This is a genomic window from Tateyamaria rhodophyticola (assembly GCF_047777875.1).
Lineage (GTDB): Bacteria > Pseudomonadota > Alphaproteobacteria > Rhodobacterales > Rhodobacteraceae > Tateyamaria.
In genome coordinates, this window is record NZ_CP180519.1 from 764,135 (window position 1) to 786,659 (window position 22,525).

The following is a 22,525-nucleotide window of genomic DNA, read 5'->3' on the forward strand; positions in this document are numbered from 1 at the left end:
GCCATGGCGGCTTCGGTGTTTTCTTCAGCGCTTTATGCGGGCCTGTTTCCCACCGGCGATGTCGGTCGGTTGTGGACCGCCACGTCCGAGGTGCGGGCGATGTTGCTGGTCGAAGGTGCATTGGCCCGCGTGCAGGGCAAGGCGGGCGTGATACCGGAAGTGAGCGGCGCCTTTATCCACCGGTCCGCCATGGAGGTGCAGATTGATCCCGCCGGTCTTGCACAGGAAACGGCGCGCAACGGGGTTGCGGTCCCTGCGCTGGTGGCGGCGTTCCGCAAGGCGATGGAGGCACCGGAACACGCACAATATATGCATTGGGGTGCCACCAGTCAGGACATTATCGACACCGGGCAGATGCTGCGGCTGCGCCAGACGCTGGCTGCGATGGAAGACCGTTTGCGCGATACCTTGCGCCTGATGGGGCGGATGGCGGGCGCGCATGCGGCGTTGCCCATGGCCGCGCGCACCTATGCGCAGGTGGCGACGCCCACAAGTTTTGGCGCGGTGATCGCGCAGCGGGGCGCGCCGCTGGCGGATACGTTGGATGCGCTGCCCGGGGTGCGCAAGGACGCGTTGTGGGTGTCGCTGAGTGGGGCGGCGGGCACGTCCGCTGCCCTGGGGGGTGCGGCGGGCGAGATACGCGCAGCGTTGGCGGACGCCCTGTCGCTGCACGATCCCGGACGCAGCTGGCACACCGATCGGGGGCCGATCCTGCGCATGACGGCGTGGATGTCGCAGGTGGTGGAAACCCTGGCCGCACTTGGCGCGACGCTGGTTGCCATGGCGGCCTCCGAGGTGGGCGAGGTGCGCCTGGTGGGTGCAGGTGGGTCGTCGACCATGCCGCAAAAGCAGAACCCGGTGGGGCCGTCCGTGCTGGTGGCCTTGGGTCATCAGATGCGCGGCGCCATGGTCACCTTGCAGGCCGCAAGTGCGCATCAACACCAGCGCGACGGCGGGGCTTGGTTTGCGGAATGGATGGCGCTGCCGCAGGTTGTTCTGACCTGCGCCGCAGCGCTTGAGACGGCCGTGCAGGTGCTGGATGGTCTGGAACCAGTGCCCGCGCGGATGGCGGGCAACCTTGGCGGCATGGGCGCGGTGCATGCAGAAGCGCTGAGCTTTGCGCTGGCGGCACGGATGGCGCGACCCGCGGCGCAGGAGGCGACCAAAGCGCTCGTGGCCGAGGCTGTGAGCAGCGGGCAAACGCTCGAAGCGGTGGCGCGGGCGGCGCACCCGGATTTGCCGGGTGATCTGTTTGATCCGCGGTTGCAGATGGGCGACGCGCCTGATGCGGCGCGGGCCTTTGCCGCCCGTGTGGACGGGATATGAAGCCGGGCGTTCTGTTCATCCTGTTCACCGTGATGATCGACGCGATGGGCATCGGGTTGATCGTGCCGGTCATGCCCGATCTGATCCTCGAAGTGCGCGGGGGCGACATCGGCAAGGCCGCGCTGTGGGGCGGTGTCCTGTCGACCGTTTTTGCAGCGATGCAGTTCCTGTTTGGCCCGCTTTTGGGGGCGTTGTCCGACCGCTATGGGCGGCGGCCCATCTTGCTTGGGTCGCTTGTCGTGCTGGTCGCGGATTACCTGGTCATGGCGGTGGCGGGCACGATCTGGCTCTTGCTGTTGGGACGGATTGTGGGCGGGATCACGGCCGCCACCCAATCGACGGCGAACGCCTACATGGCAGACATCTCTGCGCCCGAGGACAAGGCCGCGAATTTCGGCCTGATCGGAGCAGCATTCGGCATGGGGTTTGTGTTTGGCCCGGTCATCGGGGGTCTGCTGGCCGAATACGGGACACGCGCGCCGTTTTATGCCGCCGCAGCACTTGCCGGGATCAATGCCGTGTTCGGATATCTGGTGCTGACCGAAACGGTGGATGACCGGATCCGCCGGGCCTTCAGCTGGGGGCGGGCCAATCCGCTTGGGGTGTTCCGGCATCTGAGCCGGTTGCCCGGGTTGGGACCGCTTTTGCTGGTGTATTTCCTCTATCAGGTGGCCTTTACCGTCTATCCTGCGGTGTGGGCGTATTACACGTCAGAGCGGTTCGACTGGTCGCCCGGCATGATCGGCTTTTCCCTGTTTCTCTTTGGCATATCGCTGGCCGCGATTCAGGGCGGATTGATCCGCCCGATCCTGCGCATGCTGGGGGAACGCGGTGCAGTGATTTATGGGCACGCCGCCGATATCGGAGTGTTCCTGCTGATCGGTTTCGTGTGGTCCGGCACGGCCCTGCTGATCCTGACGCCGCTGGCGGCGCTGCCAGCCGTCATCACACCCGCCTTGCAGGGGATCATGTCCAAGGCTGTGAGCGATGACGCGCAAGGTGAATTGCAAGGCGCGTTGGTGTCGATGTCCGCACTGGCCATGGTGATTTCGCCGCTGATCATGACGGCATCGTTTTCAGCTGCAATCGGCCCTGCGAGCCCGGTGTACCTGCCGGGTGCGCCGTTTCTGCTGTCGGCGCTGTTGATGGCGGCGTCGCTTGGCGTGTTCCTGCGCGCCAGTCGCAGGTTTGTATTCACCTGACGTCAGGAACGCGCAGGGACCGGGTTTGTGTCGGTTTCGCTCTAGCCTTGGGCGCGATGCTGCGGCACGGTCGGTTGCAAAATCTGCGAGGGACCATGCAAACAATCAAAGCCGCCGTGTGCCGCACCTTTGGCGCGCCGCTGGAGATCGAGGACATCCTGATCCGCGCGCCCGAAACGGGCGAAGTCGAAGTGACCCTTGACGCCGTGGCGATCTGCCACTCCGACATTTCCTATGCCGACGGGGCCTGGGGCGGCAGCCTGCCCGCGGTGTATGGCCACGAGGCCGCAGGCCGGGTGAGCGGCGTTGGCCCGGGTGTGGTTGGGCTGAGCGAAGGGGACAGCGTGGTGGTGACACTGATCCGGGCCTGTGGCGCATGTTCGAATTGCGCGTCCGGAAAGCCGACGGTGTGTGACACACCCTATGACGGCGATGCGGGGCCGATCCGCACCGCGGATGAGGGCAAGCTGCATCAGGCGATGGCCTGTGGTGCCTTTGCCGAACGGGTGGTGGTGGATCGCAGTCAGGTCGTGAAGATCCCCGGTGACATGCCCAAGGATGCCGCCAGCCTGATCGCCTGCGGTGTCATCACGGGCGTCGGCGCGGTGGTGAACGCCGCCGGTCTGCGCGCCGGGGAAGATGTCGTGGTGATCGGTGCGGGCGGCGTCGGCCTCAACGCGATCCAGGGCGCGCGCATCGCAGGGGCCCGGCGCATCGTGGCCGTCGACATGAGTGAGGAAAAGCTCGACGACGCCATGGCCTTTGGCGCGACGCACGGGGTTCTGGCCACGCACAAGGCGCCGTGGCGCGCCAGTTACACGGCGCTTGGCGGCAAGGGGGCGGAGGCCGTGATTGTGACGGTCGGCGCGATACCCGCATATGAACAGGCGCCACGCTATCTTGGCACCGGTGGCAAGGTCGTCATGGTCGGCATGCCGCATTCCGGCGCCACGACGGAATATGAGCCGGTGATCCTCGCCGCCCTTGGGCAGGGCATGGTGGGGTCGAAGATGGGCGATGTCGTGATCCAGCGGGACATCCCGTGGATGGTCGATCTGTATCTTCAGGGACGGCTGCAGCTGGACAGCCTGATTTCCGGGCGTTGGTCGCTGGATCAGATCAACGAGGCGATTGCCAACACCAAGTCCGGCAAGGCCCGGCGGAATGTGATTGTATTTGACCGTTGAGGGGGCTCTGCCCCCGCCCGTTCCGGGCCCCCCGGAGTTTATCTGGCGAGATGAAGCATTGGATGTCTCATGAAACTGCGTGATTTGGATGTGATCGTCACGGCCCCTCCGGCCCCGGGATGGGGTGGGCGGTACTGGATCCTTGTGAAGGTTACGACCGATGACGGGATCGTCGGGTGGGGCGAGTGTTATGCGGCCTCCGTTGGTCCGGAAGCGATGCGCGCGGTTATCGAGGACGTCTTTGCGCGCCACATGGCGGGCGAGAGCCCCGAGAACATCGAGTTGATGTACCGGCGTGCCTATTCCTCGGGATTCACGCAGCGGCCTGACCTGACTGTGATGGGCGCGTTTTCGGGGCTTGAGATTGCCTGTTGGGACATTCTTGGCAAGGCACGGGGGCGGCCCGTCTGGGCGCTGCTGGGCGGGCGGATGAACGCGCGTATCCGGGCCTATACCTATCTGTATCCGCTGGCGCATCACGGGCTCGACCAGTTCTGGACCGCGCCCGATATGGCGGCAGAGGCGGCGTTGGACTGTGTTGCGCGCGGCTACACGGCGGTGAAATTTGACCCCGCCGGTCCCTATACAATGCGGGGCGGGCACATGCCGGGGATGCGGGACATTTCGCAGTCTGTGGCGTTTTGCAAAGCGATCCGCGCGGCCGTGGGCGACCGGGCCGATCTGCTCTTTGGTACGCATGGGCAGTTCACGACCGCCGGTGCCATTCGCCTGGGCCAGGCGCTCGAACCCTATGCCCCCCTGTGGTTCGAGGAGCCCATTCCGCCAGATGCCGTCGAAGAGATGGCCAAGGTGGCGCGCGCGGTGCGCATTCCGATCGCCACGGGCGAGCGGTTGACCACCAAGGCCGAATTTGCCCCCGTGCTGCGCAGTGGGGCGGCGACGATCCTGCAACCGGCCCTGGGCCGGGCGGGCGGCATTTGGGAGGTGAAGAAGGTCGCCGCGATGGCCGAAGTCTATAACGCGCAGATGGCCCCGCATCTGTATGCCGGTCCGGTGGAATGGGCCGCGAACATCCACCTTGCCGCGTCCATCCCGAACCTTTTGATGTGCGAGACGATTGAGACGCCGTTCCACGATCACCTCATCCGAGGGACAATTCGGGTCGAGGACGGGTTCATCACACCGCCAGAGGCCCCCGGCCTCGGGATCGACGTGGACGAGGCGTTGGCCCGCGCGCACCCCTATACCGGCGACGGGTTGCATTTGCAGATGCAGGAGGCGCCCTGTGACTACGTGGAGGGCAATGCCTTTGAAGGCGGCGCGCCAGCCCCGCGCGATTGAGTGCGCCAAACACCCGCATGGGTTGGTCAAGTGGAATGGGTTAACAAATGGTTAACGCGTGTTGCGTGAGCCAGTTGAAAGCCATTCCATGAAGTCAATTTTTGCTGCGGCCCTGTGTGCGGCCCTGTGCAGTCCGGCCCTTGCCGATCCGACCCCAGCGGAGCAGATCGCGCCACCTCTGAGCCCTATGGAACGCCTTCTTGATGCGCAGCAGGGCGAGGCGGTGTCGCAATCATGCTGCAAGATGTGCCGCAAGGGAAAGGCATGTGGAAACAGCTGCATCTCGCGCACCTATACCTGCCGCAAGGGCAACGGCTGCGCCTGCAACGGTTAGCTGACCTGAAGCACGGAATAGACGATACGGGGCAGCGTGTCGCCGGTCGCGAGGCTGCCCAGTTCGATCACACCGCTGCCGGTGAGCGCGATGGTCTGGCGGCGGATGTAGAATTCGGGGTGATCCCCGATGCTGACGGTCGATCCCGCGGAAGAGCTGTCCTTGAACTCGACAATGCCGCCACGCACGCTGACTGCGCCGTGCACGCGACTGACCCAGGCCTGCGGCATCACCAGATCACATTGCGGAGACCGCCCGATCTTGACCTCGCCGCCTTCGGGCACGGTTTGGGTCCAGCCTTCGTAAGACAACTGAAGCGCTGTGTTCGCGACCTTGGTGGCTTGGGCCATGTTGAACATGGTGGGCTGCGCGATCATCTTCGTCACGCCGTCTTCTTCTTCGGTTTCGGCCAGAAGGGCGAAAATCTCCGTCGGCACATCTGTGCCGCGCAACGTGATCTCCCCCATGGAGCGCAGGTCGAAATTCTGCTGTGCCGTCACGTGCTGCACCAGCGTCTTGCTGATCAGCACCTCGTTTTCCTTGGCCTGGCTCGACAGGCGGGCACAGACATTGATGGCGTTGCCGAACAACTCATTGCCGCGATACAGCACGGTTCCCCAATGAAGACCGGCATGCACAGACACAGCGCCCGTGGCGCCAAGATCAAGGATTTCCTTGGCCGCGATCATCGCCTGATCCGCGTCTTCGAACAGGCACAGCACATCGTCGCCCTTGGAACGTACAAAGTCGCCGCCGCGTGCGGTCGCAATCTGCTGCATCCCTTCGACACATTCGAACACGAGCCGGCTGGCCTCGGTGTCACCGTGCCGCTGGTACAGCGGTGTGCTGCCAGACACGTCGGCCATCAAAATAGCACGTTCAATGCTCATACCGGCGTGACCCCCATGTCGTTGCCGTTCCCCAAAAAAGAGCTCTGTCTCGAATCAAACAGGTTTAAATGCAGCGAGTCTACACGCTCAGGAGCGGAAATCATCACGTTTGAGCGCATCAGGACACGCGGTACGGGAAAGCAGGCGGCATATCCGCCCGCTGATTTCCTTTCGGAGCGTGCAAACCGCCAAAATGGCGCGAATCAGCGTCAGGCCAGCGCGGCCCCCGCGCTGAGCGCTTTCAGCTTGGCATAGGCGATGTCGGGATCAACTGCGCCAAAGCCAGCAAACGTGCCGAAACCGCAATCGCTGCCCGCGATGACACGGTCGGCACCGACAATCCCGGTGAACCGTTCGATGCGCTGTCGGACGACCTCGGGGTGTTCGACAAAGTTTGTGGTGGTGTCGACCACGCCCGGCACCAGAACCTTGTCATCGGGGATCTCATTCTTGCGGTCGCGGAACACCGTCCATTCATGCGCGTGGCGCGGGTTCGATGTCTCAAACAGGACATAGCGGGCCTTGGTCGCCATCAGGGTCGGGAACACCGTATCCATGTCGATGTCGCAGACATGCGGACCCTCGTAATTGCCCCAGCAGATGTGCACGCGCACCTGTTCCGCAGGAACATTCGCCAGCGCATGGTTCAACGCCTCAACATGCGCATCCGCGATCTTCACGAACTCCGCATCGCTGAGATCGGCAAACAGCATGTGACGGCTGAGCGCGAGATCGGGACAATCCAGTTGCAGATCAAGCCCCGCCGCGACAATGGTTTCGTATTCCTCTTTCATCGCATCGGCGAGCGCGGCGAGGTAGGCATCGCGTGTCGGGTAGTGATCGTTTTGCAGGAAAAGCGAGATCACACCGGGTGACGCGGCATTCATGAAACCGCGCTCGACCCCATGGGCCGCCATGGCCGCCTTGAGGTTGGCGATGTCCTTTTGCAGCTCGCCCTGCCCCCGGCTTTTGACGTCGCCGGTGCACATGGGCCGCGCATATTGCGGCGTGCCGCCATCATCCGCCAATCGCTTGAGAAAGCTGGGGAACAGCTTGAGGTCGGCAGGCGCGTTGCGCGGGCTGTCACCGGAAAACCCGGTATAGCGATCCTTGACATAGGTGGCATAGCTGATTTTGGACGTCTCGCCATCGCTGACGATATCGACCCCGGCGGCGACCTGTTTGGCGACGGTGGAATCGACCGCTGCGGTCATGGCCGCATCAAACTCCGCCTGCTCGAACGCTTCGCCGCGTTCGCGGGCAAAGATGAAATCAACAACGTCCTGGGTTCGGGGCAAACTGCCGACATGTGTGGTCTGGACCATAATCTTTCCTCACGCCTTCGTGACCGCCTTTATGGCCCGTCCGAGAACGAAGCACCATCCCAGACAAGCGGCGCGGCACAGAATTCTCCGGTCGCACCGCACAGCGAAAAGGTGCCCACACGCTGCAAGGCCAGCCGCCCATCAGGATAGGCGACAATGTCCACGCCCGTGCCCAGGATGGCGGTCGGATTGGCGTAGCCGTGCGACGACAGAAAGACATCGTGGCTGCAATTGGCGGCACCGCAGAACGGGCGCGACACGGCGCCGGGACAGGTGATCGCGCCCCAGTTCAACACGAAATCCGGCGCACCGTCGCGGTCAAGGTCCCCGGCCTGTAACGCGTCGATGGGGACCGGTGCCGCCCCGCCGCACCCTTGGGTGACATGCGCGGGGATCTGTGGCGGAACGCTGACCGTTGCGCTCCGCGCCGGTTGCACAGCGGACCAATCGGCGGCACACCCAGTGCGCACCGCCTCAAGCGCCTGCGCGATACCGGTTACGGGCAGTTGCCAGGCGGGATCATTGCCGGGCGCCAGAACGATCGCCCCTGCCCCGCGCAGCGCCGTAAAGAGCGCATCGTCCCAATGCAACGGCACGCCCCAGTAGCCATCAAAGTCGCTGTACTGCATTTCAGGCAGGCGGTAGCCCACCTGATCGACCCAAAGCGTGACGTCGCCGCGTCGGTCGGTGCCCTGCCCCGTCGCGGGGATCAGGCGCAGATCGAACTCCAGGCGGATCATGCCCTGCGGTGTCGCTTCGACCTCATGTGCGCCGACGTCCCATGCGGACTTGCCCTGTGGCGACGGCGCATAGCAGGCAAAGGCAACCCCGGCCCCCGCCCGCGCCGTGTGATAGATGAAATGGCCGTCATCCGACCGCGCCGGCACCCAGACCTGGGCGCTGGCCACACTGCCCAAAAGGCAGAGCAGAGCGGCAATCAGCCTTGCCATGTCGGCCCGGCGGGATCGTCCGTGCCGACCACGTGATAAAGCGACGCCTCCCCGGTCATGGAGGGCACGGCTGCGTGCGGCATGTTTTCCGGCATGCTCATGGTGTCACCGGGGGCTAGCGTCGTCTCTCCTCCGTCCCAGGTCACGCGCCAATGGCCACGCATCGGCATCAGGACCGATGGATGCGCATGGCTGTGCATCTCTGCCGACGCGCTGGAGCGAGTCACCAGATCGACCTCAAACCCTGGCTTGTCCCGGATGATCCCCGTCTCGCCAATCACCTTACACGGTGTGTCCTTGGCCAGGCACACCATGTCCCAATATCGGCGCACGCCCATGCCCACCACCTGCATCGGTGACATCTCTGGATAGCCTTTCAGCTCTTCCTCGGTCAGCACCGGCATCGGGTTTACACCCTCGGGCAGGGCTTCGCCCTTCTTGCTGTCATAGAGTTTGCCATTCTCGCCCAGAACAAGCCCGTGGTCGGTTGCGTCCTCGATCACCTGCGGGGCCCAGATCACGCCGCCGCCCGCATCGTCCCCGCCCAGGATCGCCATGATCATCCCGTAATCGGTGCCGATGTTTTCGAACCCGCGGAAGATCCCCGTGGGGATGTTGATGATGTCGCCCTCTTCCAGAACAACCTCGCCCGCAGTGCCATACCGGCCCCAGAAAAAGCGCCACCGGCCCGACAGGACAAAGAACACCTCCGCCGTGCGGTGACTGTGCAGCGAGTTGCGGCATTTCGGCGGCTGGCCCGCCGCACCGATGTTGAAACCATGCGGGATGCCGATGTGGACGTGCTGGTCCGGGCTTTCAGAGACACCGCCGCCGATGATGGTAAAATTCTCCTTCTGATCGGAGCCGGGCGTATGCGCGTCGATAAAGGCGGTCTTGCATGGCTTCAGCTCGCCATAGCGTACAATGCGCGGTTCCATTTCGGCGGGGGTCATCGGGGTGTCCTTTCTGGTGGCAAGAGCGGTTCGGGCATCGGATCGCCCGGCGTTCTTCGGGTCAGGTCGGCGTGGATCCAGACCATGCGGTCACAGAACCAGACCTTGGGCAGCACGGTCGCAACCATGCCAAGCGTGGTGATCCAGGCGTCCAAGATGAGCAGCCCATAGATCAGGGGCACCGCGCCAAGCGCGCTGAGCCCGGTCAGAATATGTGCGGCGCGGATGTGGTGCACCGGGATATCATGGCGATCGCGCGCAAGGAACACGCGTTCACCCAGTGTCGCGCGCGACGCCCAAGCGCCGTAATCGCGTGGCGGCGCAAAGGCGCGCGGGTTGAACCAGGTCCACGCAGCGGCCAGCGCAAACAGTGGCAGCGCGCCCCAGCCGATCCACGTGCGCGACCACACCGCCAGCACCAGAAGCGGCAGACAGGTGAACCGCGTCCAGACGCTGAGCGGGTTGGCATGGCGTCGCCAATCGGCATCCCCCATCCCCATCAGGCGTTCGGCATGGCGGTAGATGTCGGTCATCCCTGCCCCTTCAGCGCTGCGTTTTCGGCCTCAAGTGCTGCGATGCGGGCGCTCAGCTTGTCCATCTCCGGCCCCACCAGCTGCGCGATCTCTGCGGCGTCAAAGCGCGGGCTGATGAACTGCGGACAGTTCCAGTCGAAGGCCTCCAGCGTGATCACCACCAGCCGCTCCACAGGTCCCTGCCCATCCATGTCGAGCCGCGCCGCCAGCGCCGGGTCGTCTGCGGCCTGAACAAACCGGGCCCGCCCCTGCAATTTCATCCGCGCCTTGCGGGGATAGTCCATGAGGAAGAGTGACACACGGTCATCCGCGGCCACATTGCCTTCGGATATGTGCTGCTTGTTGCCCCTGTAGTCGGCAAAGGCGAGCGTGTGATCATCCAGCACCTTGAGAAAGCCGCGCGGGCCGCCGCGGTGCTGGATGTAGGGCCAGCCGGTCTCGGAGACGGTGCCCAGGTAAAAGGACGTGCGGCTGGTGACAAAGGCGATGTCATCGTCATTGAGCGGACGCGCCCGTGCGCCATAGCTGCGGGCGTACATGTCGGCGCTGCCATCCGCTTCCTGCAGGGCCTTGACCCCGTCCGTGAACATGATGTCGTCATAGCGTTGCATGTCTTACCCCAGCCGCCCTTGTGAAACAGCATTGCAGAACGTGCAGGTACCGCGCAAACACATCGGCCTACCCTGTCTGCAACAGGATCTGTTTCCACACCGATGTCTCATCAAACAACGTGAACTCGCGCCGGATTTTGGCAGGCGCCGCCCCGAGCGATCCGAACTCCGCGTGGCTGATACCGATAACATAGACCTCGGCCCCCGTAGGCGCCCCGAAGTAGCCCCAGCCATCATGCTTGCCGTGCAGGCTCCACCGGATGGCAGAGCGTGGCGGCATGGTGGGATCGTCGCGCCCGATCTGGTGGTCGATGGTGAACGTGGCATCGGGGAACGACGCGCGCAGTCCCATCCAGAAGCGGTCCACCGGCCCCGTGCCATGCCCCGTCTCGCCGCCGGGATATTCCGACTGCACCGCGCGGTCATATTCGGACGGGATCGCGGCCATGTCCGCGCTCATGATCCGGTTCAGAATGCTGGCGTATTTCGCACCCCATGCGTTGTCATTGCCGCGCCCCTTGTAGGGGCCGGGTTGGTCCGTCTCGGGCGTCAGTGGTCGCACGCAGGCGTCCGGGCCACCTTCGCGCGCGATGAGATCGGCGGCATAGTCCTTGGCGTCCCACCCGATCTGGCGCACGATGGCCGTCTGATCGCGGATCAGCCATTCGTCGTTGATCTGATCGTTGATCGCATGGCAGTCGGCCATGATGCGGTATTGCAGCTTCTTGCCCGACGCCTTGCCATAGACGCCATCGGCCATGTGCGTCGCGGTGGACAGGATGCGGTGCGACGACAACATCCCCTCTTCCGGGGTGCCGGACCAGATCACGTCTTCGCCCAGCAATTCCCGGTCCGGAAATTCGGCCAGCGTCGCCATGGTCGCGCCGATCACCTTTTCATTGCCAATGACAACAGAAGCGGGCGAGCGCACGACGATATCCGGGCTGTAGTAGTGGTGCAGCGTGGCAATGCCGCGATCTTCCCAGATCTCCTTGGTGATGCCGATGATATAGTCGGGAAAATCTGCCCAACGGTTCGAAAAGCCCTTCATGTGGTCCATCCTTCGGGGATACGGGCCGAGCCGCGCAGGATGAGAGGCCCATCAAGCGCCACACGGCGGGGTACGGTTTCGGGATCGGCAAGCCGGTCCATGAGAATTTCGATGGCCGCCTCCGCAAGGCGACCAGCGGGCTGGCGCACGGTGGTCAGGTCATAGCTGGGCCACGCCGACAATGTCACATCGTCATAGCCCACGACCGACACGTCATCCGGCACGTTCAGGCCAAGTTCAAAGCGCAACACGTCCATCACTGCAAACGCCATGTGGTCATTGGCGCAAAACACCGCGTCCGGGTGGTCGGGGCGGCTGAACATGTCGCGGGCGACGGCGCGCGCCTTTTCAAAGTCAAAATCGCTGACCCCACGGGCAAAAAGCGTCCGGCCAGCGTCCTGCAATCCGGCGAGAAACCCGGCCTCTCGATCCCGTTGGGTCGATGCGCCTTCCCATCCCGCGATGTGGGCAATCCGGTTGTGCCCCCCTGCGACAAGGAACTCGGCCAGCTTGCGGCCACCAGCATGGTTGTCCGACGTCACCGCGGACAGGCGCGCATCGTCTTGCGTCCGGTTGAAGAGCACGATGGGAATGCCCGCCGCTTCGCAGCGCTGCGTGAGGTCGTTGGACATGCCGACACTGGCCGCGATGATGCCGTCGACCTGATAATCCAGCAATTCCTCCATCACCTCGTCGGCCTCATTGACCGAGTTCGAGGCCATGAAGACCAGAACGTGGTATCCCTGCTCCTGCAACAAGCGGCTCAGCCGCTCGATCGCTTCGGGGTAGAAGTGGTTCTCCAGATAGGCGACCAGCAACCCGATGATGCGACTGCGCCCCGTGATCAGGCCGCGCGCCAGCACGTTGGGCCGGTAGCCAAGCGCCGATGCCGCCAGCCGCACCTTGTCCGCGGTGCGTTTGGACACCGACGCACCGGGGGTAAACACACGGCTGACCGCCGACCGCGACACGCCTGCCCGTTCCGCAACATCCAGCGCTGTGACCTTGTCTGGCATCAGTCCGCCGTCCACCCGCCGTCAATCAGCATATGCGTGCCCGTCACCATGGCCGACGCGTCAGAGGCAAGGAACTGCACCGCGCCCATGATGTCGCTGACCTCGCCCACACGCGGCAGCTTGATCTTGTCCATGATCCAGGCATAGCGCTCGGGATTGTCGAAGGTGGCCGCCGTCAGGGCCGTGCGGATGAAGGTCGGGCAGATCGTGTTGATGCGAATGCCTGCCTTGCCCCACTCGATGGCCATCGCTTTGACCATACCCTCGACGGCGTGTTTCGTGGCGCAATAGACGCTGCGGTCGATCCCGCCCACGTGCCCCATCTGCGACGAGATGTGGATGATGCTGCCCGGTTTGCCTGCATCCATCAGGGCGCGTGCCGCATAAGAGGACAGGAAAAACGCGCTGCGCAGGTTGATGTCGATCACCGCATCGAAATCCTCAGGCTCGGCGTCGATGGCAGGCCCGTGCCGCGCCAATCCCGCCGAATTCAGAACCACGTCAAACGGCGTGGCAAAGGCGGACCGAAGCGCAGGCAGGTCCGTCTGATCCAGCACCAGCGCCTCTGCGTTCCACCCTTCGGCCTGCATCGCCGCCACCACATCGGCCAGCACATCGCCGCGCCGCGCGGCACAGACCACATGCGCGTCGGCTTCGGCAAGTGCGACGGCACAGCCCAAGCCAATGCCGGAGGACGCGCCCGTGACCAGCGCACGCTTGCCACTGAGATCAAGGGGCGGGGTGCGGGGCAGATCGGTCATGCCGCGCGCCCCGTTTCGGGATCAAACCCGGGCCGCGCCTTGTTGAATTCACGCATCCGCGCAAACACATCCACGCCGATCTGATCATACATGTGCAACAGATCCACCATCACCCAGTTCTCCCGTATCAATCCGTTCTCTAGCCGCCAGAAATCGAGGCTCCGCATTGCGATCTTCTTGCCCACCGGCGGCAGGCCAAGCCAGCCACCATGCGTCAACGTCTGGTACATGTCGGGCCAGCCCGTCACCGCACCATAGGCCCTATCCCCAAAGAAGTGATAGACGATCTCGTCCACATACGCGCCCCGGTCCGGCATGGCATTCAGGAACGGGATCTGGTGCCAGTCGCGAAACCCCTTGATCCCGCGCCCGGTGCCAATACCCGATGGCCCGTACCATGTCATGCGCGGGTGCCAGAACCGCTCCATCTCCATGACCTCCGGCCCGCCCTCGGCCGGGTGCTTTTTCAGATAGGTCAGCATATCGATGATATGCTGGCACGTCGCAGCCCCATGGGTCCCGTCATAGGGTCCCGGCACCAGACCGTCGCAGGTCGCAGGCCCCGGGATGTGCCATTCCCGTCCCAGTGACGGCACCATCGGCCATGCCCCTGCCTGCATCATAACCTCGGGGATGTCCCAAAGCGCCTGCATCTCCGTGATCTGCCCGTCCACGATGCGGTAGAATTCGTGAAACCGCATATGCACGAGGTGCCCGGTCGCCGGGATATCCAGCCAGGGTGCCGCAAACGTCCCGGTGTAGTAACCGCCACACCCGACCCAATCGGCCCCTTCCGGCGTGGGTCCAGCCATCACGATGTGATCCCGCCGCTCCAGGTCCGGAATGGCGCGCGCCAGCGGGGCATAGACCGCATCGACATAGGCATCGACACCCGCCGTTGTCTCAAACGGAAAGGCCAGATGAAACGCGACATCCGGTGCACAGACGGCGTGCAGCGCGGCGCGCACGGTCTCCAGATCGAAATCGTACATCGCTGCGCGCAGCGGCGCCAAGAGCGCCTTATGTGCCGTGTGTAGGTCGCTCATACGGCCTGCTCCTGCAACTGTGACAGGAGGTCGATCCCCATCTGCTTGAACAGGTGGATCATATCGACAAAGACCCAGTTCTCAGTGAACTGCGCCCCGTCCCGCAGCCAGAAATCAAGGCCCGACACCTCGATTGGCGCCCCTGTCGCCGCATGGCCCAGATACGGACCGGCGTGGTGCCCGACAACGCCCATTGGACCCGATGCGGCCAACAGGCGCCCTTCGGCAAAAAGGCTTTCCAGATGCATGACCTTGCGGTCGGGAAAGGCTGCCAACCATGGTGCTTGATGGAACGTCTCGAATTCTGCCAGCGACAGACAGGCCCCAATGCCGCCCGGCCCGTACCATTTGACGTTGGGATGGAAAAACTTCGCCATGCCCATGCTGCCAAGGTCGCTTTCATCAAATCCATTCAAGCCGCCAAAAATGAAATCACGCCCGAAATGCAATGTGGCTGCCGTCTCATTGCTGTCCTGCGGGTCGGCAAGCACCCCATCGAACCCCGTTGGTGCAGGATAGACATGCGATGCACCGCGCGGTGGTGGCAACAACGGGTGGCCGATCTGTTCACACCAATCCACCAGGTCCCAGAGCGTCTGCGCATGGGTGATCCGCCCCGCATCGTCAAAGCGCAGGAATTCGCCCCACCGAATGCGCAAATCTGTCTCCGTTGCGGGAATGCCAAACACATCCGCGACCGCACGACCGGTGTAATAGCCCGTGCCCGCGACCCAGGCGGCACCGTCCGTACCATCTTCGCGCGCATCAGAAACGCCCCCCATGAAGATATGCGTGTGCCGCAGCAAATCCGGCACCGCCGCGCGCAAAGGCGCGAAAAGTGCCGCAACAATATCCGGGCCCGATCCCTGCACCCCCACCGGCTCTGGCCCTTGCCAGTGCTTCACACGATCCAGCGCCGGCAACGCGCGGACCGGATCACTGTCGAGTGCGGCCCAAAGCGCCCGCGCCGTCTGCTTGTTCCGCTGATTGATGTCGCGCACCGGCGATCCTCGTCTCTGTTCCAAGAAATCCTGGGGGGAGGCGCAGCCGGGGGGCAAAGCCCCCTTCTGTCAGCGCCCCTACTCTGCCGCGTCCCTGTGCGGCGCGCCCTCTCCATAGGGCACATTCACACCGCCATATCGGCGCACACGCAGGTTGCATTGCTCGGCATGCCCCACAAAACCCTCCAGCATGCACAATCGCGAACCATAGGCACCGATCTCCGCCGCCGCCTCGTCCGTGGTGACTTTCTGATAGCTGTGGGTCTTCAAGAATTTGCCGACCCAAAGACCGCCCGTATACCGCCCCGCCTTTTTCGTCGGCAGCGTGTGGTTCGTGCCGATCACCTTGTCGCCATTGGCCACATTCGTGCGCGGCCCAAGGAACAGCGCCCCGTAACAGGTCATATGTTCAAGGAACCAGTCATCGCGATCGGTCATCACCTGGACATGTTCCGACGCCACATCATCCGCAACGGTCAGCATCTCGTCATAGGTGTCGCAAAGAATGATTTCACCATAGTCATCCCACGACTTCGCTGCGGTCTCCGCGGTGGGCAGAATTTTCAAAATTCTGTCCACCTCTTCGATCGTCGCGTCGGCCAGTTTGCGGGAATTCGTGAGCAGAACAGCCGGAGAGTTGTACCCGTGTTCGGCCTGACCAAGCAGATCGGTTGCACACATCTCCGCGTCCACCGTTTCATCCGCGATCAGCATCGTTTCCGTCGGACCGGCAAAAAGGTCGATGCCCACACGACCAAACAGCTGGCGCTTGGCTTCGGCCACAAATGCATTTCCCGGTCCAACGAGCATGTGCACCGGGTCGATGGTCTCCGTGCCGATGGCCATGGCGCCCACGGCCTGGATACCGCCCAGCACGTAAATCTCATGTGCGCCGCCCAGATGCATGGCGGCAATCACCGCCGGGTTGGGCTTGCCCTGCCAGGGCGGCGTCGCCGCAATGATGCGCGGCACGCCCGCCACCGACGCCGTCGCCACCGACATATGCGCAGACGCAACCATCGGGAATTTGCCGCCCGGCACGTAACAGCCCACGGACTGCACGGGGATGTTCTTGTGCCCGAGGATCACGCCCGGCATGGTTTCGACCTCGATGTCCAGCATCGAGTCCCGTTGCGCCTGGGCAAAGTCGCGCACCTGCTGTTGCGCAAACTTGATGTCTTCGAGCTCGCGCGGGGTCAGTTCAGCGATCAGCGCGTCAATTTCGCTTTGCGACAGGCGGAAATGCGCAGGGCTGTAATTGTCGAATTTCTCCGACAGCTCCCGCACCGCAACGTCGCCACGTGTTTCGATATCCGCAAGCGTTGCCTCGACGGCAGCGCGGACCTTGGCATCATCCTCCGCACGCTCGGCTTCGGACTTCGCCGTCTTCAGGTATTCAATCGTCATCATCTCACCTCAGGTATCGGGGCGCGGCGGGGTTTTGTCGCCGCGATCAAAAGCTTCCCAGCCCTCACCGTCGAACACATCGACGCCGAGCTGGGCCAGGACATGGGGGAAATCGACCATCACGTAATTGTCCGTGATGCGCCCGTCTTCCACTTTCCAGAAGTCCATGTAGCGGATCTCGATCCGTTTGCCGGTGGGGGCCACGTTCATGAAGGTGCCGGTATGCGTGGCCTCCTGGCGGCCAAAGGCCGCCGCCCACTCCCCCATGTAAAGCCGCGCTTCATCCACACAGACCTTGTCCGAGAACGCCGCTTGAAACGGGCGCTGCCAGTTGTCCTGAAACTGCTGCAGCCCGTGTTTCGTGCCGCAGCCGGTGTTGCCCATCCAGCGGAAGGTTTCGGCAAAGAACTGGCCGATATCGTCGATGCGGTGATCGTTCAAACCGTCCACCATGCCTTCGATCACGGCGCGGGTTTCGTCGGTTTTGGACATGTCGGTGTCGCGGGTCAGGACCGCTTGTTCCGGGCGGGAACCTTTCATTGGTCGTCTATCCTTTTTTGACGGGCGGGACTGGGGCTCTGCCCCAGACCCCGTGGTATTTTCAGCCAGAAGAAACCGTTAACCCTTCACAGCACCTGCCGTGAGACCGCTGACGATCTGGCGCTGGAACACCATCACGAGCAGGAAAAGCGGTGCGGTGATGGACACCGCAGCGGCCACGGCCTCGACCTGATCCGTGGTTGTGGTTTCACGGTTGAAGTAGCCGGCGATGGCCGGAACCATCGTTTGGTTTTGCGCATCCAGCAGAAGGGCCGTGACCAGGAAGTCGTTGTAGCCCAGCAGGAACGAAAAGAGGCCCGTGGTGATCACCCCCGGCCACATGACGGGCATGATCACGCGGCGGAACGCCTGGAAATGGGAACAGCCATCCACGCGCGCGGCTTCGTCCAGTTCGGAGGGGATGTTCTGGAAGAAGGACCGGAGCATCCAGATGGTGAACGGTTGGTTGATCGCCACCAGAACCGCGATGATGGCCCAGGGTTGACCGTAGAGCGTGGGGCTGAGGTCGCCGAGGATCGGGCGCAATATTTCTGCCGAATTGATGAACCAGGGCAGGTAGCCCGCCACCAGCACCGAGTGCGGCAAGGCGCGGAACACAAGCGCCACGATCAGGAGCCAGAAGGCGAGGTTGGAGCCCGACCGTGCCAGCCCGTAGCCCGCCAGCGTGCCGACGGTCAGCGAGACGGTGACCACGCCCGCCGTCACGATCATCGAGTTGATGAAGTTGCGATAGAACTGGTTTTCGCCCCACACTGCCACGTAATGTTCGGTTGTGAGGCCGAGGATCGGCGTGCCCAGCGGTCCGGCAATCGCGTTAACTGCACCGGTCACGAATGGCAACACGCCGAGGAAGATCAGCACAAACAGCAACCCATAGGCCGCAGCCCCCACCAGCCATCCCAACACAATGAGACCCGGCGGTGAGAACTGTTGGACCAATGCAGGCAAGCGCGTGAACGCCCAGCGGATGGCGAAATAGAGCACGGCAAGGCCGAGCACGATGTCGATGATGCTGAGCCCGTTTCCGGCGGCCCGTGTCGCGGGTCCGGTGATCACGTTCCAAGCGCTGGCGTCAAAGGCGTCGCGCGGGGATTTGACGCTCATCACCGCGATCCACACGATGGGGAAGGCCGCGATCAGGCACCAGAAGGCAAGGAACGTGCCGGACGCCAGTTTGAGCGAGAGCGGCTGTGCAGTGGCTTTGCTAGACATCTGTTTGTCTCCCTTCGGGATAACACATCAGTGCGCCCCTCCCTTGTGGTCGCGCCATGTGCGGCGCAGTGGCAGGATCAGCAGGATCACGATCCCCACCATGGTCAGCATGGCCGACGCCGCCGCCCGGCTGATGGCGCGGTTGCCCGCGTCGTCCGGTGTGAGGAAATCAAAGGTCAGCCATTGCAGCGAGATCACGTGCGCCTGGCTGCGGAAACCGATGATCTCATCGAAGACCCGGTAACAATCCATCAGGTGGATCAGCGCGATAAAGATGATGAGCGGCATCAGGTGCGGGACGATCACGTAACGCAGGCGCTCAAAGCGGCTGGCGCCGTCGATGATCGCGCTTTCCAGCGTGTCCATGTTCACCGTCTGCAGACCAGCATAGAAGATGACGAAGGCAAAGGGCGCCACGTGCCACACGCGGTAGAAGTACATGAGCAGTTCGATCGTCCAGGATTGGGCGAACATGGCGATGTCCTGCCCGGTCCAGCGTTCCAGCGTCGCCGTGAGGATACCGTCCCCCACAAAGAGCCAGTAGATCGACAGCGACCCGATCACGGGCGTGATAATGAACGGCAGGAGCGACACAAAGATCACTGGCCCGCGCAGGGACTTGGCCGCGTTGTTCACGGCAAGCGCAATCATCAGCCCGACACCGATCACCAGAGGCAGCGTCACAAGCGTGAACATGAGCGTAAAGCGGAGCGCTTTCCAGAAGTCGATTTGCAGGATATCGCCCCAGTTGCCCGACCCGATGGCCGCCCAGAATTTGTCCATCTGCAGGACATTCTGGTAGCTTTGGAAGCCGACCCATTCGGTTGTGGTCTGGGTCCGCCCCGTCTCTTCGTCGATGATCGGGACGGTCTTGATTTCGGTCGTGCAGGTCTGGGTCAGGAAGCCGGGTGTGCAGGTTTCCACCTCGATCTGTTGCATCACGGGTTGGGTGATCTGGAACGACTGGATGAACACCGAGATCAGCGGCGCCGCGATGAACAGCAACATCATGAAGACCGATGGGGCCACGAACCAGAAGAAGGTCTTGAACTTCATGCTGCTTTCCTTGTCGCTTGGGTGGCGACGTGCCCCCCGATCTGCCAGCCGATCATCATGGACGGGGCATTGGTGTTGGCGGAGGTGATGCGCGGCATGACGCTGGCATCGGCCACCCAGAGGTTCTGCACGCCTTTGACCGCGCCCGTGGCATCAAGCGGCCCGCCAAGGGCAACGGTGCCCACGGGGTGGTAGGCCGTGCCGGCACGGGTGCGGATCACCTCGCGGAGCGCGTCGCCGGTGACCGAGGGGCCGGGAAAGGCTTCGGGCGCGCGGCGGCGTCCGAATTCGGCATCTGCGAGCAGGGTCCGGAGGCGCGCCACGCCTTTGACCATCATGTCGAGGTCATGGTCATCACCGAACAGGTTCAGGTCGATCAGCGGTGCGTAGGGATCGCGCCCTATGCTGAGCCGACCGCGCGACCGCGGCTGGCACAGGCACACATCGGCGAAATATCCCGCGCCCCAGATAATACTGCGCCCCTGCCAGCCCATGAGGAAGGGCAGGAAATGGGTCTGGATGTCCGGCGCATCGCCATCACCCACGCTGTAGAACGCGCCCGCCTCAACCGTGTTGGAGCTGAGCCTGCCGGAACGGGTCAACAGCCACTGAAACGGCGACAACGCCCACATGGGCAGCTGGCCAAGGGTGAGACCATAGCCGGACCCAGATCCTTTGAAATGCAGGCCGAAGCCGGGGTGGTCGTGCAGGTTGGCGCCAACACCGGGCGCATCCACATGAACGGTGATCCCGGCAGCGCGCAGATTGGCACCGGGTCCGATGCCCGACCGCATCAGGATCATCGGGCTTTCGATGCTGCCCGCGGACAGAACGACGCCTTGCCGGGCGTGCAGAGCGCGACCATCGCGCAGGACAACGCCGGTGGCACGTGCGCCGTCAAAGGTGACATGCGCCACTTCGGCATCCGTCATGACCTCTGCGCCGGATGGGCGCAAAAACCCGTCCGCCGCTGACCAGCGTGCGCCGTCTTTCATGTTGCAGTGGAACACGCCCGCGCTGGTGCGCTCCGGTGTGGGCGGTGCGTTCGGGTCATTGGCGGCAAGGCTGCGGCCAAACGCTTCGGACAGCGGATGGGGGTTCGGCAGGCGGGCGGGCGACATGCGCGCCTCGACCGCGTCAAAGGCATCCCAGACCGTGTCGCTGTCCCATCCGGGCACGTTCCACGCGTCGAAATCGGCGCGGCATCCCCGGAACCAGACCATCGAATTGATCGACCCGGACCCGCCCAGCATCTTGCCCCGCGGCACGGATACCGCGCGCCCGCCAGCGGCGGCCATGGGCACCGTCTTGCGTTTCCAGTTGCGCCTGTCCGACCGCAGCAGATGCACAAGGCCAAAGGGCACGCGGACCCGGATATCGCGGTCGGATGGCCCTGCTTCGATCACCAGAACGCGTGCGCCCGGTTGTTCGCCAAGACGCGCCGCCACCGCGCATCCAGCCGAGCCACCGCCCACAACGATATGATCAAATTCAGGTGTCATGTTCCCCCGCATGGTGCGGGTTGGCCGGAGGAGACCCCCGGCCAACCCTTTGACATTATTCCAGAACGCCGGCTTCTTTGGCCGATGTTGTGTAGGCTTCGGTGACGGCAACCAACGTCGCCTCGGCGTCACGGTCCCCTGTCAGGAACGCAGGCAGTTCGTTGCCCAGTGCCGTGTGCAGCAGACCCATCTGCGTGGTCGACGGGTATGGGGGCGGTGCGGGGTTGGCGGTTGCCGTGGCAATCGCGCCCTTCGCCAGATCACCCGGGACATAACCGTTCACGAGCCAGATCGCCGCTTCGTTGTTGGCGGTGACCATCGCCTCGTCCAGACCTTCCATCGCCAGACGGAAGGCGGCATCAGCCTCTTCGTCGGTGATGTTGGCGGCGATCACGATACCGTCCCACCACAGGGTGGTGGCGGGTGCGTTGCCGTCCATGGCGATGGGCGCTGCGGCCATGGCCACTTTGCCAACCACCTGGCTTTCGTTTTCGTCATTCATCGCACCGGCGCGGGACGCCCACAGGTTCGCCATGGCGATTTTGCCCTGCTGGAACTGCTGCTGCACATAGGTGCTGTCGCTGACGAGGACCTCTGGATCGGTGTATTCCAGCGTCTTCTTCATCGTGGCGAGCGCCTTCATGCCCGCTTCGGAATTCACGGCAGTCGTGTTGTCATCGTTGAAGAATGCACCGCCAAAGCCAGGGTACATGTTCACGAATTCCTGCGCGAGGTTCCAACCGGACTTCATCGTGGCGCCCAGCGGGTGATCAACCACACCGGCTTCCTTGATCTTGTCGGCGGCGGCGAACACTTCGTCCCATGTGGTCGGCGTCTCGATGCCCAGATCAGCCAGAATGTCCGAGCGGTACATCAGGTGCTGCGTGTTCACCATCATGGCCACGGCCATGATCTTGCCATCCACGCGGATCAACTGGTTCGGCGACAGGTTCTCACCGTATTTCGCGACCAGATCATCCAGCGGGCGGATTGTGCCCGCGTTCAGGAGCGGTGTGATCGTGCCGTTCGACACGCCGCCGATCTGATAAAGCGCCGGGTTGGCTTCGAACGCCGCAGGCTGCTTGGTGCGGAACTCCTGGTCCAGCTCGGCCTGGAAATTGCCGCACTCCGCCATGGCGTCGGTGACAGCCTTCCACGCCTCAAACCCTGCGGTCAGCGACTTCAACGGCACATCGTTTTCGTAGGAACACGCGGCAAAGGCCGACGTCCCCAAAAGCGAGACAGCGCCCGCCAGTGCCAGTTTTTTCAGAAACATATGCAAACTCCCTGTTGCGTTAT

At 63.4% G+C, this 22,525-nt stretch carries 21 protein-coding genes; 4 read left to right on the forward strand and 17 right to left on the reverse strand.

Annotated features, from left to right (window positions below; all coding sequences use genetic code 11):
- The first annotated feature begins 3 nt into the window (after nucleotides 1–3).
- The 4 genes from ACERHN_RS05270 (at nucleotide 4) to ACERHN_RS05285 (ending at nucleotide 5,017) form a co-directional block, all read left to right on the forward strand.
- Complete coding sequence (locus ACERHN_RS05270; protein WP_415921601.1) at nucleotides 4–1,326, forward strand: lyase family protein; 1,323 nt, start codon at nucleotides 4–6, stop codon at nucleotides 1,324–1,326.
- Nucleotides 1,323–2,528, forward strand: a complete 1,206-nt coding sequence (locus ACERHN_RS05275; protein WP_415921602.1) for a TCR/Tet family MFS transporter — start codon at nucleotides 1,323–1,325, stop codon at nucleotides 2,526–2,528. The genes ACERHN_RS05270 and ACERHN_RS05275 overlap by 4 nt, the downstream gene beginning before the upstream one ends.
- Nucleotides 2,529–2,623: 95 nt before the next feature.
- The gene (locus ACERHN_RS05280; protein ID WP_415921603.1) at nucleotides 2,624–3,715 is read left to right on the forward strand and encodes a zinc-binding dehydrogenase; all 1,092 of its coding nucleotides are present in this window, start codon (nucleotides 2,624–2,626) and stop codon (nucleotides 3,713–3,715) included.
- A 69-nt stretch (nucleotides 3,716–3,784) separates the two neighbouring features.
- Nucleotides 3,785–5,017, forward strand: a complete 1,233-nt coding sequence (locus ACERHN_RS05285) for a mandelate racemase/muconate lactonizing enzyme family protein (protein WP_415921604.1) — start codon at nucleotides 3,785–3,787, stop codon at nucleotides 5,015–5,017.
- Nucleotides 5,018–5,347: 330 nt separating this feature from the next.
- Here ACERHN_RS05285 and ACERHN_RS05290 read toward each other — a convergent pair whose 3' ends face one another.
- The 17 genes from ACERHN_RS05290 to ACERHN_RS05370 all read right to left on the reverse strand — a co-directional run bounded on the left by ACERHN_RS05290 (nucleotide 5,348) and on the right by ACERHN_RS05370 (nucleotide 22,502).
- Entirely contained in the window at nucleotides 5,348–6,241 is an 894-nt protein-coding gene (locus tag ACERHN_RS05290) for an adenylate/guanylate cyclase domain-containing protein (protein ID WP_415921605.1), read from the reverse strand.
- Nucleotides 6,242–6,450: 209 nt separating this feature from the next.
- Nucleotides 6,451–7,566 carry a cobalamin-independent methionine synthase II family protein gene (locus tag ACERHN_RS05295; protein ID WP_415921606.1) on the reverse strand — a complete coding sequence of 372 codons (1,116 nt, stop codon included), beginning with the start codon at nucleotides 7,564–7,566 and terminating at the stop codon, nucleotides 6,451–6,453.
- Nucleotides 7,567–7,595: 29 nt separating this feature from the next.
- Complete coding sequence (locus ACERHN_RS05300; protein WP_415921607.1) at nucleotides 7,596–8,516, reverse strand: hypothetical protein; 921 nt, start codon at nucleotides 8,514–8,516, stop codon at nucleotides 7,596–7,598.
- Entirely contained in the window at nucleotides 8,504–9,469 is a 966-nt protein-coding gene (locus ACERHN_RS05305) for a cupin domain-containing protein (RefSeq protein ID WP_415921608.1), read from the reverse strand. The genes ACERHN_RS05300 and ACERHN_RS05305 overlap by 13 nt, the downstream gene beginning before the upstream one ends.
- Nucleotides 9,466–10,002, reverse strand: a complete 537-nt coding sequence (locus tag ACERHN_RS05310) for a DUF6653 family protein (RefSeq protein WP_415921609.1) — start codon at nucleotides 10,000–10,002, stop codon at nucleotides 9,466–9,468. The genes ACERHN_RS05305 and ACERHN_RS05310 overlap by 4 nt, the downstream gene beginning before the upstream one ends.
- The gene (locus ACERHN_RS05315; protein WP_415921610.1) at nucleotides 9,999–10,613 is read right to left on the reverse strand and encodes a pyridoxamine 5'-phosphate oxidase family protein; all 615 of its coding nucleotides are present in this window, start codon (nucleotides 10,611–10,613) and stop codon (nucleotides 9,999–10,001) included. Before ACERHN_RS05315 ends, ACERHN_RS05310 begins: the two co-directional genes overlap by 4 nt.
- Before the next feature lie 67 nt (nucleotides 10,614–10,680).
- Nucleotides 10,681–11,664, reverse strand: coding sequence for an ester cyclase (locus ACERHN_RS05320; RefSeq protein WP_415921611.1), 984 nt, complete (start codon nucleotides 11,662–11,664; stop codon nucleotides 10,681–10,683).
- On the reverse strand, nucleotides 11,661–12,680 hold the full coding sequence (locus ACERHN_RS05325) for a LacI family DNA-binding transcriptional regulator (protein WP_415921612.1): 1,020 nt from the start codon (nucleotides 12,678–12,680) through the stop codon (nucleotides 11,661–11,663). Before ACERHN_RS05325 ends, ACERHN_RS05320 begins: the two co-directional genes overlap by 4 nt.
- Complete coding sequence (locus ACERHN_RS05330) at nucleotides 12,680–13,441, reverse strand: SDR family NAD(P)-dependent oxidoreductase (RefSeq protein ID WP_415921613.1); 762 nt, start codon at nucleotides 13,439–13,441, stop codon at nucleotides 12,680–12,682. The genes ACERHN_RS05325 and ACERHN_RS05330 overlap by 1 nt, the downstream gene beginning before the upstream one ends.
- Complete coding sequence (locus ACERHN_RS05335) at nucleotides 13,438–14,487, reverse strand: ester cyclase (RefSeq protein WP_415921614.1); 1,050 nt, start codon at nucleotides 14,485–14,487, stop codon at nucleotides 13,438–13,440. The genes ACERHN_RS05330 and ACERHN_RS05335 overlap by 4 nt, the downstream gene beginning before the upstream one ends.
- Nucleotides 14,484–15,512, reverse strand: coding sequence for an ester cyclase (locus tag ACERHN_RS05340; RefSeq protein ID WP_415921615.1), 1,029 nt, complete (start codon nucleotides 15,510–15,512; stop codon nucleotides 14,484–14,486). Before ACERHN_RS05340 ends, ACERHN_RS05335 begins: the two co-directional genes overlap by 4 nt.
- A gap of 54 nt (nucleotides 15,513–15,566) precedes the next feature.
- Complete coding sequence (gene hisD, locus ACERHN_RS05345; RefSeq protein ID WP_415922689.1) at nucleotides 15,567–16,895, reverse strand: histidinol dehydrogenase; 1,329 nt, start codon at nucleotides 16,893–16,895, stop codon at nucleotides 15,567–15,569.
- A gap of 9 nt (nucleotides 16,896–16,904) precedes the next feature.
- Nucleotides 16,905–17,435 (reverse strand): ester cyclase, encoded by a 531-nt coding sequence (locus ACERHN_RS05350; protein ID WP_415921616.1) that lies wholly within the window; start codon nucleotides 17,433–17,435, stop codon nucleotides 16,905–16,907.
- Nucleotides 17,436–17,513: 78 nt separating this feature from the next.
- Nucleotides 17,514–18,668: a carbohydrate ABC transporter permease gene (locus ACERHN_RS05355; RefSeq protein ID WP_415921617.1), complete on the reverse strand. Its 1,155-nt coding sequence runs from the start codon at nucleotides 18,666–18,668 to the stop codon at nucleotides 17,514–17,516.
- 27 nt (nucleotides 18,669–18,695) lie between these two features.
- Nucleotides 18,696–19,724, reverse strand: coding sequence for a carbohydrate ABC transporter permease (locus tag ACERHN_RS05360; protein WP_415921618.1), 1,029 nt, complete (start codon nucleotides 19,722–19,724; stop codon nucleotides 18,696–18,698).
- Nucleotides 19,721–21,226: a GMC family oxidoreductase gene (locus ACERHN_RS05365; RefSeq protein ID WP_415921619.1), complete on the reverse strand. Its 1,506-nt coding sequence runs from the start codon at nucleotides 21,224–21,226 to the stop codon at nucleotides 19,721–19,723. The genes ACERHN_RS05360 and ACERHN_RS05365 overlap by 4 nt, the downstream gene beginning before the upstream one ends.
- Before the next feature lie 55 nt (nucleotides 21,227–21,281).
- Nucleotides 21,282–22,502 carry an ABC transporter substrate-binding protein gene (locus tag ACERHN_RS05370; protein ID WP_415921620.1) on the reverse strand — a complete coding sequence of 407 codons (1,221 nt, stop codon included), beginning with the start codon at nucleotides 22,500–22,502 and terminating at the stop codon, nucleotides 21,282–21,284.
- Nucleotides 22,503–22,525 lie beyond the last annotated feature (23 nt).

Excerpts from the sequence above, each read along its gene's own strand:
- ACERHN_RS05270 (WP_415921601.1), top strand. The coding sequence starts at position 4 with ATGGCGGCTTCGGTGTTTTCTTCAGCGCTTTATGCGGGCCTGTTTCCC.
- ACERHN_RS05275 (WP_415921602.1), top strand. The coding sequence starts at position 1,323 with ATGAAGCCGGGCGTTCTGTTCATCCTGTTCACCGTGATGATCGACGCG.
- ACERHN_RS05280 (WP_415921603.1), top strand. The coding sequence starts at position 2,624 with ATGCAAACAATCAAAGCCGCCGTGTGCCGCACCTTTGGCGCGCCGCTG.
- ACERHN_RS05285 (WP_415921604.1), top strand. The coding sequence starts at position 3,785 with ATGAAACTGCGTGATTTGGATGTGATCGTCACGGCCCCTCCGGCCCCG.
- ACERHN_RS05290 (WP_415921605.1), bottom strand. The coding sequence starts at position 6,241 with ATGAGCATTGAACGTGCTATTTTGATGGCCGACGTGTCTGGCAGCACA.
- ACERHN_RS05295 (WP_415921606.1), bottom strand. The coding sequence starts at position 7,566 with ATGGTCCAGACCACACATGTCGGCAGTTTGCCCCGAACCCAGGACGTT.
- ACERHN_RS05300 (WP_415921607.1), bottom strand. The coding sequence starts at position 8,516 with ATGGCAAGGCTGATTGCCGCTCTGCTCTGCCTTTTGGGCAGTGTGGCC.
- ACERHN_RS05305 (WP_415921608.1), bottom strand. The coding sequence starts at position 9,469 with ATGACCCCCGCCGAAATGGAACCGCGCATTGTACGCTATGGCGAGCTG.
- ACERHN_RS05310 (WP_415921609.1), bottom strand. The coding sequence starts at position 10,002 with ATGACCGACATCTACCGCCATGCCGAACGCCTGATGGGGATGGGGGAT.
- ACERHN_RS05315 (WP_415921610.1), bottom strand. The coding sequence starts at position 10,613 with ATGCAACGCTATGACGACATCATGTTCACGGACGGGGTCAAGGCCCTG.
- ACERHN_RS05320 (WP_415921611.1), bottom strand. The coding sequence starts at position 11,664 with ATGAAGGGCTTTTCGAACCGTTGGGCAGATTTTCCCGACTATATCATC.
- ACERHN_RS05325 (WP_415921612.1), bottom strand. The coding sequence starts at position 12,680 with ATGCCAGACAAGGTCACAGCGCTGGATGTTGCGGAACGGGCAGGCGTG.
- ACERHN_RS05330 (WP_415921613.1), bottom strand. The coding sequence starts at position 13,441 with ATGACCGATCTGCCCCGCACCCCGCCCCTTGATCTCAGTGGCAAGCGT.
- ACERHN_RS05335 (WP_415921614.1), bottom strand. The coding sequence starts at position 14,487 with ATGAGCGACCTACACACGGCACATAAGGCGCTCTTGGCGCCGCTGCGC.
- hisD (WP_415922689.1), bottom strand. The coding sequence starts at position 16,895 with ATGACGATTGAATACCTGAAGACGGCGAAGTCCGAAGCCGAGCGTGCG.
- ACERHN_RS05350 (WP_415921616.1), bottom strand. The coding sequence starts at position 17,435 with ATGAAAGGTTCCCGCCCGGAACAAGCGGTCCTGACCCGCGACACCGAC.
- ACERHN_RS05355 (WP_415921617.1), bottom strand. The coding sequence starts at position 18,668 with ATGTCTAGCAAAGCCACTGCACAGCCGCTCTCGCTCAAACTGGCGTCC.
- ACERHN_RS05360 (WP_415921618.1), bottom strand. The coding sequence starts at position 19,724 with ATGAAGTTCAAGACCTTCTTCTGGTTCGTGGCCCCATCGGTCTTCATG.
- ACERHN_RS05365 (WP_415921619.1), bottom strand. The coding sequence starts at position 21,226 with ATGACACCTGAATTTGATCATATCGTTGTGGGCGGTGGCTCGGCTGGA.
- ACERHN_RS05370 (WP_415921620.1), bottom strand. The coding sequence starts at position 22,502 with ATGTTTCTGAAAAAACTGGCACTGGCGGGCGCTGTCTCGCTTTTGGGG.